General features: G+C 68.4%; 15 protein-coding genes. 10 read left to right on the forward strand and 5 right to left on the reverse strand.

Going from position 1 to position 13,574, the window contains the following annotated elements; all coding sequences use genetic code 11:
• Positions 1-16: 16 nt before the first annotated feature.
• Entirely contained in the window at positions 17-196 is a 180-nt protein-coding gene (locus tag ACFWPH_RS16080) for a hypothetical protein (protein WP_378751596.1), read from the forward strand.
• 26 nt (positions 197-222) lie between these two features.
• Here ACFWPH_RS16080 and ACFWPH_RS16085 read toward each other — a convergent pair whose 3' ends face one another.
• A complete protein-coding gene (locus ACFWPH_RS16085; RefSeq protein WP_378751598.1) occupies positions 223-1,185 on the reverse strand; it encodes an endonuclease/exonuclease/phosphatase family protein in 963 nt (320 codons plus the stop codon).
• A 287-nt stretch (positions 1,186-1,472) separates the two neighbouring features.
• Here ACFWPH_RS16085 and ACFWPH_RS16090 point away from each other — a divergent pair, with 287 nt between their 5' ends.
• Together ACFWPH_RS16090 and ACFWPH_RS16095 are read left to right on the forward strand one after the other, a co-directional pair.
• Positions 1,473-2,009 (forward strand): ion channel, encoded by a 537-nt coding sequence (locus tag ACFWPH_RS16090; RefSeq protein ID WP_378751600.1) that lies wholly within the window; start codon positions 1,473-1,475, stop codon positions 2,007-2,009.
• 9 nt (positions 2,010-2,018) lie between these two features.
• Positions 2,019-2,885, forward strand: a complete 867-nt coding sequence (locus ACFWPH_RS16095) for an Fpg/Nei family DNA glycosylase (RefSeq protein ID WP_378751602.1) — start codon at positions 2,019-2,021, stop codon at positions 2,883-2,885.
• 123 nt (positions 2,886-3,008) lie between these two features.
• Here ACFWPH_RS16095 and ACFWPH_RS16100 read toward each other — a convergent pair whose 3' ends face one another.
• Genes ACFWPH_RS16100 through cobF form a run of 4 tightly spaced genes read right to left on the reverse strand, consistent with a single transcriptional unit; the run spans position 3,009 to position 7,591 of the window.
• A complete protein-coding gene (locus tag ACFWPH_RS16100) occupies positions 3,009-5,087 on the reverse strand; it encodes a carboxylesterase family protein (RefSeq protein ID WP_378751604.1) in 2,079 nt (692 codons plus the stop codon).
• Entirely contained in the window at positions 5,084-6,559 is a 1,476-nt protein-coding gene (locus ACFWPH_RS16105) for a dihydrolipoyl dehydrogenase family protein (RefSeq protein ID WP_378751606.1), read from the reverse strand. The genes ACFWPH_RS16100 and ACFWPH_RS16105 overlap by 4 nt, the downstream gene beginning before the upstream one ends.
• 9 nt (positions 6,560-6,568) lie before the next feature.
• Positions 6,569-6,814, reverse strand: coding sequence for a DUF2630 family protein (locus ACFWPH_RS16110; RefSeq protein ID WP_062973709.1), 246 nt, complete (start codon positions 6,812-6,814; stop codon positions 6,569-6,571).
• 36 nt (positions 6,815-6,850) lie between these two features.
• On the reverse strand, positions 6,851-7,591 hold the full coding sequence (gene cobF, locus ACFWPH_RS16115; protein WP_378751608.1) for a precorrin-6A synthase (deacetylating): 741 nt from the start codon (positions 7,589-7,591) through the stop codon (positions 6,851-6,853).
• A gap of 353 nt (positions 7,592-7,944) precedes the next feature.
• On the opposite strand from cobF, the gene ACFWPH_RS16120 reads away from it, so the two are divergent.
• The 7 genes from ACFWPH_RS16120 to ACFWPH_RS16150 all read left to right on the forward strand — a co-directional run bounded on the left by ACFWPH_RS16120 (position 7,945) and on the right by ACFWPH_RS16150 (position 13,522).
• Positions 7,945-8,718: a thymidylate synthase gene (locus ACFWPH_RS16120; protein WP_378751785.1), complete on the forward strand. Its 774-nt coding sequence runs from the start codon at positions 7,945-7,947 to the stop codon at positions 8,716-8,718.
• Positions 8,715-9,212 carry a dihydrofolate reductase gene (locus ACFWPH_RS16125; RefSeq protein WP_378751610.1) on the forward strand — a complete coding sequence of 166 codons (498 nt, stop codon included), beginning with the start codon at positions 8,715-8,717 and terminating at the stop codon, positions 9,210-9,212. Before ACFWPH_RS16120 ends, ACFWPH_RS16125 begins: the two co-directional genes overlap by 4 nt.
• 240 nt (positions 9,213-9,452) lie before the next feature.
• Positions 9,453-9,779 carry a cupin domain-containing protein gene (locus tag ACFWPH_RS16130; RefSeq protein WP_280415705.1) on the forward strand — a complete coding sequence of 109 codons (327 nt, stop codon included), beginning with the start codon at positions 9,453-9,455 and terminating at the stop codon, positions 9,777-9,779.
• 50 nt (positions 9,780-9,829) lie between these two features.
• Positions 9,830-10,882 carry a Dyp-type peroxidase gene (locus ACFWPH_RS16135; RefSeq protein WP_378751613.1) on the forward strand — a complete coding sequence of 351 codons (1,053 nt, stop codon included), beginning with the start codon at positions 9,830-9,832 and terminating at the stop codon, positions 10,880-10,882.
• The gene (locus ACFWPH_RS16140; protein WP_378751615.1) at positions 10,879-11,676 is read left to right on the forward strand and encodes a family 1 encapsulin nanocompartment shell protein; all 798 of its coding nucleotides are present in this window, start codon (positions 10,879-10,881) and stop codon (positions 11,674-11,676) included. The genes ACFWPH_RS16135 and ACFWPH_RS16140 overlap by 4 nt, the downstream gene beginning before the upstream one ends.
• A gap of 83 nt (positions 11,677-11,759) precedes the next feature.
• The gene (locus ACFWPH_RS16145) at positions 11,760-12,290 is read left to right on the forward strand and encodes a hypothetical protein (RefSeq protein ID WP_378751617.1); all 531 of its coding nucleotides are present in this window, start codon (positions 11,760-11,762) and stop codon (positions 12,288-12,290) included.
• Positions 12,291-12,397: 107 nt separating this feature from the next.
• Positions 12,398-13,522 carry a lipase family protein gene (locus ACFWPH_RS16150; protein ID WP_378751619.1) on the forward strand — a complete coding sequence of 375 codons (1,125 nt, stop codon included), beginning with the start codon at positions 12,398-12,400 and terminating at the stop codon, positions 13,520-13,522.
• Positions 13,523-13,574 lie beyond the last annotated feature (52 nt).

Genomic DNA, 13,574 nt, shown 5'->3' on the forward strand with positions numbered 1-13,574 from the left:
CACCCACGTGCCGAGCGTGAGCCCGAGTTACCGGGCAGGCGGCCGACTGTGCCGCCTGCCCGGACCGGTCCTGTTCGCCCATACGCTCGGATCCGAGCAGGGCTACGAACAGACCCACCGGGTCTGCGCGGGCGATACCGCGATCCTGCACGGTCCGTTCGATATCACCCTGGCCCCGGTGGACCTACTTCCCTGAGTGCACTGCAGGTCATCCGGGACAATTCAGCGCGAGGCGCGGGTCAGACGGATAGATGCGGTCAGGGCGCGATGGTCCGCGCCGGGAACATCGAGGGTTTCGACCGCGACCGCACGACCTCCGGCGATGAGTATGTGGTCGATGCCCACCAGTGGCGGCCATCGCTTGTCGGTGGGATAGGTGACCAGATGACCGGCCCCTGCCTGGACGACGGCGTCGTCGAAACGTCCGGACAGCATGGCCCGGAACTGGGCGTGATCGTATGTCGCGTTGAAATCGCCGCCGACGATCGCTGGGCGACCTGCGGGAGCATTCTCCAGAATCGCCTGCAGGCGGGACAATTCGTCCGCCCATACATCGATGTCGTACACCGGGGGAACCGGGTGGAAGGCGAATACCGAAACCGGCCCCGCGTCCGGGATCGTGGCGGTCGCCGAGAGCTGGTTCAGCACATATCCGTCGTACTCGACGGTGTCCGACAGCGGGTACCGGCTCCAGATCCCGGTCCCGGCCGCGGTCCGGGCGGGCGAGAGATACCGATAGGGCAGCAAACGGTCGAGACCCGCCCCGCCGAGCGCGCCGATCGCCGCCGGGGTGAGTTCGTTGACGGTGAGCAACTCGATATCGCGCTCCCGCACCTGGTCGACCAATGCTTGCGGGTCCGCTCCGTCGAACAGGAGATTGGCCTGCATCACCCGGACCAGCCGCCCGTCCTCGTCGGCGGCACGACCGTAATACAACGGAACCTGGGTCCATGCGGCCACCACTACGACGACGAGCGCGACCCCTGCACCACTCCAGCGCCGCAACCCCAGAAAAGCCATCACCCCGACAACCGCCAAGCACATGAGGTACGGCGCAAGCGATGCCGCCAGAACAGGTATGCGCGCCGATAACCGGCTGAAATGCAGTATCACCCCGGCGGCTCCGGCAGCGGTCGCGAGCCATGGGATCGAGTCCACGCACACCCGGACGAATTTCGACAGCACGCTCGACAGACAACCACAGTCCTGCGCCCGATATCTGTGCCGCTGGTGGCGGACTCCGGCTCCGGAGCCGGTCCAGCGGCAACGCGTCCATCCAGCGTGTGCCGGTCGTCGATGTTCGCGCGACCGGTTTCGCCCGGCTGGGGATCCGTCGGTACCGGGTCGGCGGTCATCTGATTCCACGCTCTGCGCACAATGATCGACTGACGCGACCGATATCGCACGGCCGGGTGACCTGTTGTTTCGGCGTGCCGCCCGGTGAATACGCAGATCAGGCCGATCATGGCCGCATGGCATCTCGACGGATCAGCGGTTCGGCGCATCTGTGGCGTAACGCGGGGACCGTGCTGTGTGGTCTGCTGTTCTACTACTTCGTTCCGGTGGGGTTCGATTTCCCCGGCTACTGGCCCACGCGGGTGGTGACCCTGGTCGCGTTCGTCGTCGGTGTGGCCGGGCTGGCGTGGCTTGCCTACCACCGGATCGGGCAGTTCCTGGCGGCGAGCCGCGATACCGCCCATCGGGTCGACGGCCTGCTGTATCTGGTCTGTCTTGTGGTGTTGTTCTTCGCGCTCTTCTACTACGTGCTCGAAATGCGTGATCCCGGTCAGTTCACCGATCTGCGCACCCGCAGCGATGCGCTCTACTACACCGTCGCGACCCTGGGGACCGTAGGTTTCGGCGATATCCACGCCGCGGGCCAGGCGGCGCGGATCGCCACCACGGTGCAGATGGCGTTCGACCTGGTGGTGGTCGGCACGCTGATCACGGTGACGAGTACCGGTATCACCCGGCGTTTGGACGCCGCGAATGTCAGTGGGCCCCGGTAGCCTGGTCGCGTGCCCGAACTACCGGAAGTGGAGGCGCTGGCGCAGTTCCTGCGGGAACACGCGGTCGGTGCGGTGGTGGGGCGGATCGATGTGGCGGCGTACAGCGCCATCAAAACCTTCGATCCGCCGGTGACGGCGCTGTCCGGGCGCGATGTCACGGGAGCCGGGCGGTGGGGGAAGTTCCTCGGCATGGAGTGCGGTGGGTTGTGGTTGATCACCCACCTGTCCCGGGCGGGATGGCTGCGCTGGACCGATAATCCGAGCGCGAGCCCGCCGAAACCCGGTCGCGGGCCGTTGGCATTGCGGGTGCATTTCTTCACCCCGGAGGGGGCCACCCCTGCTTTCGACCTCACCGAGGCCGGAACCAGGAAACGGCTGGCGGTCTATATCGTGCACGATCCGGCGGAGGTACCCGGTATCGCCCGGCTCGGGCCCGATGCGCTCGCCGTCACCGAACCGGAGTTCGCCGCGATCCTCGGGGCGGTCTCGGGCCGGATCAAGAATGTGCTGGTCGACCAGACCGTGCTCGCCGGGATCGGCAACGCCTACTCCGACGAAATACTGCACACCGCGCGAATCTCCCCGTTCGCCACCGCGAAGACGATGCCGGCCGCCAAGATGTCCGCGCTCTACGACGCCCTGCGTACCGTGCTCACGGATGCGGTCGCCCGGTCGGTGGGGCAGGACGCCGCGCGGCTGAAGGGGGAGAAGCGTTCGGGTATGCGGGTGCACGGCCGCACCGGTATGCCCTGCCCGGTATGCGGGGATACGGTCCGTGAGGTCGCGTTCACGGATCGGTCGTTCCAGTACTGTCCGACCTGCCAGACCGGTGGGAAGATTCTCGCCGATCGCCGGATGTCGCGGCTGCTGAAGTAGCACCGATCCGCGACCTGTACGAACACAGCCGGTGTCGGCCCTCGACGACGTGGCCGACACCGTACATCGAAACCCGCTCGCCCGGATTCCCGGGCCGGATCCGCTCCCTCGCCGGGGTCTGTCCTACGAGCCGGCGTCGCCGGTGGTTTTCGCGGCGCCATCGGTTTCGGCGGTGCCGGGCCCGGCTTCGTCGGTCGGGTTCTCGGCGCCGTCGGTTCCGGTGGTGCGCCGCCCGGTTTCGCCGGTGGGGTTCTCGGCGCCGTCGGTTCCGGTGGTGCGTGGCTCCGTTTCGCGGGTGGGGTTGTCGGCGCTGTCGGTTCCGGTGGTGCGTGGCTCCGTTTCGCGGGTGGGGTTGTCGGCGCTGTCGGTGTCGGCGACCCCGGGCCCGGCGTCGGTGGGCGGCTCGACGCTGCCGGCCAGCTTCTCGACAACTGTGGCCGCAACTTCGGTGGGGGCTCCCGCAGCGTTCTCGGAGGTGATCTTCCCCAGCAGCGTGCCGTCGTCGCCTTCCTCGCTCGCCGGAGCCGGGGCACTTTCGGTGGCACCGCCGGCCGGCGCGGTGGTATCGCCGGAAGGTACTGCGGCGAGGCCGGCGCCCGGAACTGCCGGGGCAGCTGCGCCCGCCGGTACCAGTTGGGGTGCACGGACTCCGGCCCAGAGCTCGCGCTGGGCGCTGTCGGGATCGTTTTCCACCCGGCCCGGGTCGTCGATGATCAGCGTGCTGCGTTCCGTTTCGGTGTAGCGCGGCCACACCGGCAGCGGCTCGCCCGTGCGGGCGAAGTTCAACCAGTTGTCCTGGACCTGGCGGGTCACCGCGAGCAGGCCGCGCCGGCTGCCGCCGATGGTCAGGGCCCGGCTCCACGGTTCGTAGACGGCACCGAAGGTGGGCAGCAGATCGGTCGCGTGCGTCGCGCCCAGTTTGTACAGCTGCAGCAGCCGGGGCGCGAAATCGTAGCGGTAGGCGTAGGTGGGGCTGTGCCGGCTGTGTCCCTCCATCACCTCCAGCGAGGGCCGCCAGAAGAAATAGTCGCCGCCCGCGCGGATGGCCGCCGCTTCACCGGGGAAACCGGGATAGGTGTAGAACACCTGCGGATAGCGCTCCGGACCGGCAACCGAGAGGGCACGTTTCAGCCGCTCGGGCCGGGTGGGCAGCGAATCGGTGAACCGGTTGAACAGGGCACCTTCTTTACGGCAGGTGCCGATGATCAGCGGAACCCGGTGGGTGAGTCCCTCGGCGAACGCATCGATGGGGGTGCGCGGCAGCAGATCCCCGTCGGCTACCGGCGCCGCCGGGAAGAAACCCGGGCATTCGGCCATCGCCGCGTTGGATGCCCGGTTGAAGGCGCGCCGGATATCGTGCGGATCCATTTCGCGCAGCAGCCGGTTCGCGTCCGCCGGGGCGACCTCGAGTTCGGCCAGGACCCGGTGGGCGAATTCACTCGCCTCGGCCGTCGTCAAACCCCAGTCCGCGGGTGCGCTCTGGGCGATACCGCGGTGGAACAGCCCGGCAGCCGACGGGGTGGCCATCAGGCTCAGCACGGCGTGCGCGCCCGCCGATTCACCGAAGATCGTCACATTGCCGGGGTCGCCCCCGAATTCGGCGATATTGGTCTGCCCCCAGCGCAGCGCGGCGATCTGGTCGCGCAGGCCGAGGTTCGATTCGTAAGGGCTGCCGGGGGTGGAGAATTCGGAGAAATCGGCGTACCCGAATGCGCCGAGCCGGTAGTTGATCGATACCACGACCACATCGCCGTCGGCTGCCAGCTGTACCCCGCCGTAGAGGCGCAGCGCGGAGGTGCCGAACAGGTTGCCGCCGCCGTGGATGAACACCATCACCGGCCGCGGCCGCACAGCGGCAGAAACGGGAGCCACGACATTGAGTGTCAGTGAATCCTCGCTCATCTCCTGCAACTTGCGCGGCCCGATCCGGACACCGAAGCTGGGCTGGATCCCCGCCGCCCGGAAGTAGGTGGCTTCGCGGATATCGGTCCACGGCTGTACCGGTTGCGGAGCGCGGAACCGCAGGTCGCCGACGGGTGGCGCGGCGTAGGGCAGCGATCGCCAGTACCGGACGCGGCGGCCCCGCCCACCTCGGACGATGCCGTCGGCGGTGGTGACCTGTTCGGTGACGTGCCCGTCGGATACCGGCGAATGCCCTCCGCCGATACGCTCCGCTGCCGGCTCCGGGACTGACTCGCTCATGTGGCCGATGGTAACGACGACCGGTCGGTCTCCAACAGTCGTAGCCAGAATTCGCTCACCGCGGGGAACGCCGGCACCGCGTGCCACAGCGCCTCGAGTGGAACCCGCCCGGCGACCGCGATCGTCGCGGCATGCAACTGTTCCCCGATATCGGGACCCACGAAGGTGGCGCCGAGCAGAGTATCGGTGGTGTTGTCGACAACCAGCGCGGCGTGGCCGCTGTAGTCGTCGCGGGTCAGCGCCGAACCAGCGACCTCGATATCCAGTTCCACCGTGCGGATATCGTGACCCGCCCGGCGGGCGGCATCGCCAGTGAGGCCGACGGCCGCGACTTCGGGATCGGTGAAAACGACCTGGGGGACAGCGTGTTTATCCGCGCTGGCGCGGTAGCGGGGATCCGTCAGCGGCCGGCCCTCCGCCCGGGCCGCGATCACATCGCCGCACACCCGCGCCTGGTACTTGCCCATATGGGTGAGCGCGGCACGGTGGTTGATATCGCCGACGGCATACAGCCATTCACCGGATACTCCGGTGACGGTCAGCTGATCGTCCACCTCGACATAGCCCGGCTCCAGCCCGACCGTGTCCAGCCCGAGGTCGTCGCTGTTCGGGGTGCGCCCGGTGGCCACCACGATCTCGTCGGCGAGCACGGTGGACTCACCGTCGCGCCCCTCGGCGTGCACCGTGACCGGCCCGCCGTGGATCCTGCCTTCCCCGTGGTCCGCCGCCGCCGGGCGCCGGACCCGCTGCGGGCTGGTTCCGAACCGGATATCCACGCCGCGGGCCGTGAGCGCCTCGGCGACGCGTTCCCCGGCGAACTGTTCGACACCGGTGAGCAGCCGGTTTCCGCGAACCAGGACGGTGACCTCGGCGCCGAGCGCCGACAACCAGGTCGTCGCCTCACAGGCCACCACGCCGCCGCCGATCACCACGACCCGCTTCGGGATCTCGCGCAGGTTGGTCACATCGCGTGAGGTCCAGGGCAGGGCCTCACGCAGGCCGGGGATATCGGGTATCGCGGCCCGGCTGCCGGTGGCGAGCACCACGGCCTGGCGGGCGTGGAGTTCGTGTTCGCCGATCCGGATCCTGCGAGCGCCGGCGAGCCGGCCGGCGCCGCGGATCACGTCGATACCCTGCTGCGCGGCCCAGTCGAGCTGGCCCGAATCGTCGTGGTCGCCGTCGCGGGCGTGGACGAATTCGTCGCGTCGGCGCAGTACCGCACCGACATCGGGCCCGTCGGCCTCGACCCCGGGCAGGCCGCGCGCGGAACTGAGCACATGCCCCGGCCGCAGCAGCGCCTTACTGGGGATACAGGCCCAGTACGAGCATTCGCCGCCGACCCGTTCGCGTTCCACGATGGCCGCGGTGCGGTCGCTGCCCGCGATCGCGTAGGCGGCGGCATTCTCACCGGCCGGTCCACCGCCCACGACGATGACATCGTATTCCTTTGCCGCGGAACCTATTCCGGTCATCGCGGCCGCCTACTGCAGGTATCCCTCGACCTGTCCCGGCGGTCGTGGCTGGGCCTCGTCGGGGGATTCGTCGCGATCGATACGGGCCCGCCGCTGCCGGAGCAGATCCCAGCACTGATCGAGCATGACCTCCACCTCGGCCAGCCGGCGCCGCTCCACATCGGGATCGAGCTCCCCGCGCGAGGCCCGCGACCGCAGGTCGTGCTCGTGGTCGACCAGTTCCTTGATCCGCCCGAGTATGTCCTGTTCGGTCATGCCGACCATGCTACGACCCGCAGGCCGATTACCAGCTCATTCAGCGGGCCGCAGCAGATAGATATCCATGATCCAGCCCTTGTGCGCCCGCAGCTGCGCGCGCCGGCGCACGATTTCCGCGCCGATCTCGCCGACCCGGCCGTGGAACAGCGTTTCGTCCGGCATTCCGAGGTAGGCGCCCCACCAGATGTCGGTGTCGCCGGGTACGGAGGTGAACGCACAGTCGGCGTCGAGCATGACCACCGTCGACCCGCTGCCCAGCCCCTCGTCGCGCAACCGGCGCCCGGTGGTGATGTGCACCGGTTCCCCGATCCGGTGCAGGACGATCCGATGCCGGGCCGCGAGGGCGTGCACGCTGGTCACGCCAGGAATCACGGTGTAGTCGAAGGCCAGAGTGCCGCGCGTGAGCACCCGCTCCACCATGCGCAGGGTGCTGTCGTAGAGCGCCGGATCGCCCCACACCAGGATGGCCCCCACACCCTCGGTTCCCGCGAACGCCTCCTCCAGCAGCAGTGAACGGCGTTCGTGCCAGTCGAGCACTGTCGCGTTGTAGTCGGCCGGTGTGCGGTCGCGAGGTGGGTCGGGGATCTCGACGATCCGATGGGGACGGGCGGCGTGCTCGTCGAGGATCGCGGTGCGCACATCCACGAGCTGCTGCTTCTCCGCGCCCTTGCCCATGACGAAGAAGACATCGACCTCCCGCAGCGCCTTGACGGCTTGCATCGTCACCTGGTCGGGGTCACCGGCGCCGATACCGATCACATACAGCTTCCGCATGGGGGTCAGCTTGGCAGGCCCGAGGCGGCGGCGGTCGTGGGGGAGGTCGGCAGTCGCCCCAGGCGCGGGGACCGATCGTGTGGCGGCCGGTTCGACGAATGGTGTCGTCTACGTGCGCAGCCCGGGTGGTGCACCGGCCATCCGGATCTGCGGCGGGTGCGCTGACCTGGGAGCACCGACCGGGCGGGCACTGTGGGCCGTTGCGCGGGCGCGCGCCTGCGGGGAGTTAAGCTCGGCCCGTGGCGAGCGCAACGAACAGTACGGCGGGCGAGGGCGGCGATCCCGGTGCGAGCGCGGCGAGCGCGGCGAGCACCCGAGACGCTGAACGCGTTCCGGACACCCAGTACGAGGACTTGCTACGCCGGGTACTGGATACCGGTACCGCCAAGGCGGATCGCACCGGCACCGGTACCCGCAGCGTGTTCGGGCATCAGCTCCGGTACGACCTCTCCACCGGCTTCCCGCTGATCACCACTAAAAAAGTCCACCTCAAATCGATCGTGTACGAGCTGTTGTGGTTCCTGCGCGGCGATTCGAATGTGCAGTGGCTGCAGGAGCACGGGGTCAGCATCTGGGACGAATGGGCCGGCGCCGACGGCGAGCTGGGGCCGGTCTACGGCGTGCAGTGGCGGTCCTGGCCCGCGCCCGACGGCCGCCATATCGACCAGATCGCGCAGGTACTGCACACCCTGCGGACCGACCCGGATTCGCGGCGCATGCTCGTCTCGGCCTGGAATGTGGCCGAACTCGACCGGATGGCATTGGCACCCTGTCATGCCCTGTTCCAGTTCTACGTCGCCGACGGCCGGTTGTCCTGCCAGCTGTACCAGCGCAGCGCCGACCTGTTCCTCGGGGTGCCGTTCAATATCGCCGGCTACGCCCTGCTCACGGTGATGGTGGCCCAGCAGAGCGGCCTCGAACCCGGCGATTTCATCTGGACCGGCGGTGACTGCCATATCTACGACAATCACCGCGACCAGGTCGCCGAACAGCTGACCCGCAGCCCCTACCCCTTCCCTGAGCTCGACCTCACCCCGGCCGCATCGCTGTTCGACTACCGGTACGAGGACGTTCGGATACTGGACTACCGGCATCACCCCGCGATCAAGGCCCCGGTGGCGGTATGACCGCACCGGAACGCATCATCGGCCTGATCTGGGCGCAGACGCCCGACGGAGTGATCGGTGTGGACAACACCATTCCGTGGCGGGTGCCCGAAGATATGGCGCTCTTCCGGCAGACGACCACCGGTCACCCGGTGGTGATGGGCCGGCGGACCTGGGAATCGCTACCGGAGCGTTTCCGCCCGCTGCCCGGCCGCCGCAATATCGTGGTGACCCGGCAGGCGGATTGGTCGGCCGCGGGTGCCGATACCGCCGGTTCCGTTCCGGCCGCACTCGACCTGGCCGCCCCCGCGACCACCTGGGTGATGGGCGGCGGCGAGGTCTATCGTGCGGCGTTGCCGTATGCGACCGAACTCCTGATCACCGAGGTGGACACCCAGGTGCACGGGGACGCCTTCGCTCCCGAACTCGGGCCCGAATGGCATTCCGACGATCCGCAGGATTGGCGGGAATCGTCCGGCGGCCTCCACTACCGCACCCGCCGCTTCACCCGCTGATCGGCGGAACTGCCCCAGCGTGCTGCCGGGTGGCACGGGCGAATGCCAGGAGCACGTTGCACGGGGGCAAGCCGGTGTACCGGGCACGTTGCGGGCCGGGCCCGGAAGTGTGCCGCCCGGCGGCAAAAGGAGCACAGCTCGGAGAAACGCGGGAATGCCGCGTCCCGGTCGGGCATACTCGGCGATACGACCCCGTGATCATCAGCCCGGTCGCGGGTACGCGGAGGCGAAAGGCGGTTCATGGACAAGAAATCGCTGACAGCGGTGGCCCGGCAGCAGCTCAAGATGGCGGCGACCACCACCAGTGGCCGCAGTTCGCGGACGATCTACGGCGGGCATGCCAATTCGTTGCGGCAGACGGTCGTCGGTTTGTGCGCCGGACAGAGTCTGGCCGAACACGACAACCAGGGCGAGGCCACCCTGCTGGTGCTCTCCGGCACCCTCACCCTGAACAGTGGCGACAACGAGTGGAAAGGGTCGTCCGGCGATCTGCTGGTGGTGCCCAAGGCGCGGCACAGTGTGCTTGCGATCGACGATGTGGCCTTCCTGCTGACTGTGGCCAAGTAGCCACCGGGAATGTGCGGGGCCGGGTCGGCTCGCCGGTAATGTGATCGCCTATGGGGCAGCCGCAGCCGATACTCGAACCACTCACCCCGGCCGCGCATTTCCTCGTCGCCACCATCGAACCCGGTGGTGAGGCGGCGGCGCGGGATCTGCTGGCCGAACTGCCGGGTCTGCGGCGGGCGATCGGCTTCCGGCTCCCGGGCGCCGGGCTGGGGTGCATCACCGGTATCGGATCGGCGGCATGGGACCGGCTCTTCGGCGGCCCCCGCCCGGCCGAACTGCACGAATTCCCCGGATACGACGGCCCGCTGCACCACGCCCCCGCGACTCCGGGCGATCTGCTGTTCCATATCCGCGCCCAAGCGCACGACGCCTGTTTCGAATTGGCGATGGCCATCGGCGACCGGTTGGCCGGGGTGGGCACGGTCGTCGACGAAACCGTCGGCTTCCGGTATTTCGAACAGCGCGATCTGCTGGGGTTCGTCGACGGCACCGAGAACCCTGAGGGTGCGTTCCCGGATTCACCGGCCGGTGCGGCCGCCTTGATCGGCACCGGCGATCCGGACTTCACCGGCGGCAGCTATGTGATCGTGCAGAAGTATCTGCATGATCTGCCGGCCTGGCGGGCCCTGCCGGTCCAGGAGCAGGAGCGGGTCATCGGCCGGACCAAACTCGAGGATTTCGAACTGGACGAGGCGGATAAACCCGCGGATTCGCATATCGCGGTGAACCAGGTGATCGAGCCCGACGGTACCGAGCGGGAGATCCTGCGCGCGAATATGCCCTTCGGCAGTATCCGCGACGGCGAATTCGGCACGTATTTCGTCGGCTATTCGGCCACCCCCCGGACCACCGAGATCATGCTGGAGCGGATGTTCCTCGGCACCGACGAGGCCACCCACGACCGGATCCTGGATTTCTCCACCGCCGTCACCGGCACCCTGTTCTTCGTTCCGCCGCAGGATTTCTTCGACGATCTGCCCGCGCCGCCGGCGGCGGATACCGCGGCGGAGCCGATCGAGGAAACGGCGGACCGGCCGGGTCCGGCGCCGAGCGCGGACGGTTCACTCGGTATCGGCACATTGAAAAGGAGCAGCACCGTATGAACAACCTGCATCGTGAGCTCGCGCCGATCACGGACGCGGCCTGGGCCGTTATCGAAGAGGAGTCCACGCGGACCTTCAAACGGCATAACGCCGGTCGCCGGGTGGTGGACCTGTCCGGTCCGCACGGCACCGACTACTCCGCGCGCGGCCTCGGCCACACCACGCCGATCGCCGCCCCGAAGGACGGGGTCGTGGCTCGGCAGCGGGTGGTCGCTCCGCTGGTGGAGTTGCGGGTGCCGTTCACGCTGTCGCGGGAGGAACTCGACAATGTCGAGCGTGGTGCCCAGGACACCGACCTGGACCCGGTCAAGGACGCCGCCCGCAAGATCGCCTTCGCCGAGGACCGGTCCGTTTTCGAGGGTTACGCCGCCGCCGGGATCACCGGTATCCGGGCCGCCTCGTCGAACCGGGCGATCGCACTACCCGACGACGTGTTCGGGGTACCGGAGGTGATCGCCCTGGCGGTGAGCCAGTTGCGGCTGGCCGGTGTCGACGGACCGTATTCGGTGCTGCTCAGCGCCGATCTGTACACCAAGGTCAGCGAAACCTCCAACCACGGCCATCCGCTGCGCACCCACCTCGAACGCCTCGTACCCGACGGCGAGATCATCTGGGCGCCCGCGATCGACGGAGCCTTCGTGCTCACCACCCGTGGCGGAGATTTCGACCTCACCCTCGGCCAGGACCTGTCCATCGGCTATCTCGGCCACGATGCCGAAACCGTCCAGCTGTATTTCCAGCAGAGCATGACCTTCCAGGTCTATTCCGCCGAGGCCGCTGTCGCCCTGCACTGAGTGGGTCCGGTGAGCGGGTGCCGTGGCACCGGCTCCGGTACCGTGTGGCCGGCAACACGTGTTCTCGGGTGAGTGGAGTCGGTATGCACAGGGTGCACGCGGGTGTGGTGCCCACCGGGCGGGTGCTGGGTTACGGTCTGGCCGGGACGGCGGTCGTGGCGGCCGTGACCGTGCCGACGGTGCTGCTGTTCGGGGCGGGTCGCGTCTTCACCGGACTCGTACTGGGGGCGCTGCTCGCCGTGGCGGCCCTTTTCGCCCTGTTCAAACGGGATACCGTCGTGTTGACCGACGACGCCATCCACCGGCGTACCCCGTGGTCGGCGACCAGTATCGAATGGGACCGGGTGGTCGCCGGGCGGTTCGTTCTGGACGAACGGTCGCGGTGGTCGCTGGCGCTGGATCTGACCGGGGGTGAGGAATTGCACAGTGAATTGATTCTGCTGTCCATTCCGCCGGTGTCCGGCCCGGTATCCGGCGCCTATGACCTGCGGAAACGAGAGCAAATCAACGAGATTCGGAATATCTTGCGGCACAAGAAGATTCCCGTGACCGTCCTGCCCGATATCGCCGGTGCCCTGGAAAAACACTGGCAGATCGCACCGCCGGTCCGCTGAACCCGGGACACGCCCGGGCCACCGGCGCGAATACGCCACCGCATGCGCGAGGTGCCCGAATTGCTGCGATCATGTACTGGGCCGCCGTGAGATAGAGGAGAGGGCTGGTGCGCGTAGTCCGGACAATCGTGGGGGTTCTGACGTTGGTCGCGGCGCTGTGCGCCGGACTGCCGGTCGTCGCCCACGCGGATTCGGCCTGGCACCCCGGACTCCTGCTCTCGGCCGAACCGCTCGGCCGAGAATGGGGCGGACTCGACGACGTCCATCGCATCGGTTACGTCACCACCGGCCCCGGCGGTCGACTCGTCGCCGCGGAAGCCGTGGTGCGGCTCCCGGACGGCCCCGTCCCGGAGGGCGGCCGACGGGTCATCGCCTGGGATCACGGCACCTCCGGTATAGGCAAGCAGTGCGGGCTGACCGGTTCCCCCGAACTGGAGCAGGAGACGGGCCCGGTGGTGCGCCGGTTCAACGACGAGGGGTACGCGGTGGTCGCGCCCGACTACATCGGTTTGAGCCCGGGCTCCTCGGGCCCGCACCCGTACCTGCAGACCGCCACAGCCGCCACGGCCACCATCGATGCGGTCCGCGCCACCCGCAGTGCCTTCGGCGAACTCTCCTCCGACTGGGGGGTCGCGGGATACTCCCAGGGCGGTCACGCCGCGCTCGGCACCGGCCGGTACGCCTCGGAATATGCGCCCGAACTCGATTTCCACGGCACCGTCGCCCTGGCACCGGTCAGCAATATGGAGACCGTGTTCCTCCGCTCCCGGCCGGACCAGCCCGAGATGCCGGGTTTCCCGGGACGCGCCGTCACCATGGTGCTGTCCGGTATGGCCGGTGCGGGGGTGGACATCGACGACTACCTGACCCCGGCCGGGCGGGATTTCGTCGGTGAACTCGGTACCGCGTGCAACTCCGGTACCGCCGAAATGCTGGCCGATGCGGAAATCGGCGATATGTTGCAGCGGCCGCTCAACGATCCCGAATTCGCGCCGGTGATGCGCGACTATATGAGCGTGCCGGTCAGCGGCTACCGGGACCCGATCCTGATCGTCCACGGCGCCTACGACACCGTCGTCCCGCTACCGTTCACCCTCGCCCTCACCGGCCAGTTCCTGATGAACGGAACCCAGCACCAGCTCCGTATCCTCGAGGCCGGTCACGACGTACCCCAGCGGGGCGGGGTGGACTACGCGGTCGACTTCTTCGCCCGCGAGCTGCCGCCGGACTGAGCCGGTCCGTCGTCACGATGCGCCGGCCGGTCCCTGGCTCGGCGGGAGCCCG

Source organism: Nocardia sp. NPDC058499 (assembly GCF_042719915.1).
GTDB lineage: Bacteria > Actinomycetota > Actinomycetes > Mycobacteriales > Mycobacteriaceae > Nocardia.

What these genes read in the sequence shown, in the direction of transcription:
- cobF (WP_378751608.1), bottom strand. Translation starts at nt 7,591, where the DNA reads ATGCGGAAGCTGTATGTGATCGGTATCGGCGCCGGTGACCCCGACCAG.
- ACFWPH_RS16145 (WP_378751617.1), top strand. Translation starts at nt 11,760, where the DNA reads ATGCACAGGGTGCACGCGGGTGTGGTGCCCACCGGGCGGGTGCTGGGT.
- ACFWPH_RS16130 (WP_280415705.1), top strand. Translation starts at nt 9,453, where the DNA reads ATGGACAAGAAATCGCTGACAGCGGTGGCCCGGCAGCAGCTCAAGATG.
- ACFWPH_RS16125 (WP_378751610.1), top strand. Translation starts at nt 8,715, where the DNA reads ATGACCGCACCGGAACGCATCATCGGCCTGATCTGGGCGCAGACGCCC.
- ACFWPH_RS16110 (WP_062973709.1), bottom strand. Translation starts at nt 6,814, where the DNA reads ATGACCGAACAGGACATACTCGGGCGGATCAAGGAACTGGTCGACCAC.
- ACFWPH_RS16140 (WP_378751615.1), top strand. Translation starts at nt 10,879, where the DNA reads ATGAACAACCTGCATCGTGAGCTCGCGCCGATCACGGACGCGGCCTGG.
- ACFWPH_RS16105 (WP_378751606.1), bottom strand. Translation starts at nt 6,559, where the DNA reads ATGACCGGAATAGGTTCCGCGGCAAAGGAATACGATGTCATCGTCGTG.
- ACFWPH_RS16090 (WP_378751600.1), top strand. Translation starts at nt 1,473, where the DNA reads ATGGCATCTCGACGGATCAGCGGTTCGGCGCATCTGTGGCGTAACGCG.
- ACFWPH_RS16100 (WP_378751604.1), bottom strand. Translation starts at nt 5,087, where the DNA reads ATGAGCGAGTCAGTCCCGGAGCCGGCAGCGGAGCGTATCGGCGGAGGG.
- ACFWPH_RS16135 (WP_378751613.1), top strand. Translation starts at nt 9,830, where the DNA reads ATGGGGCAGCCGCAGCCGATACTCGAACCACTCACCCCGGCCGCGCAT.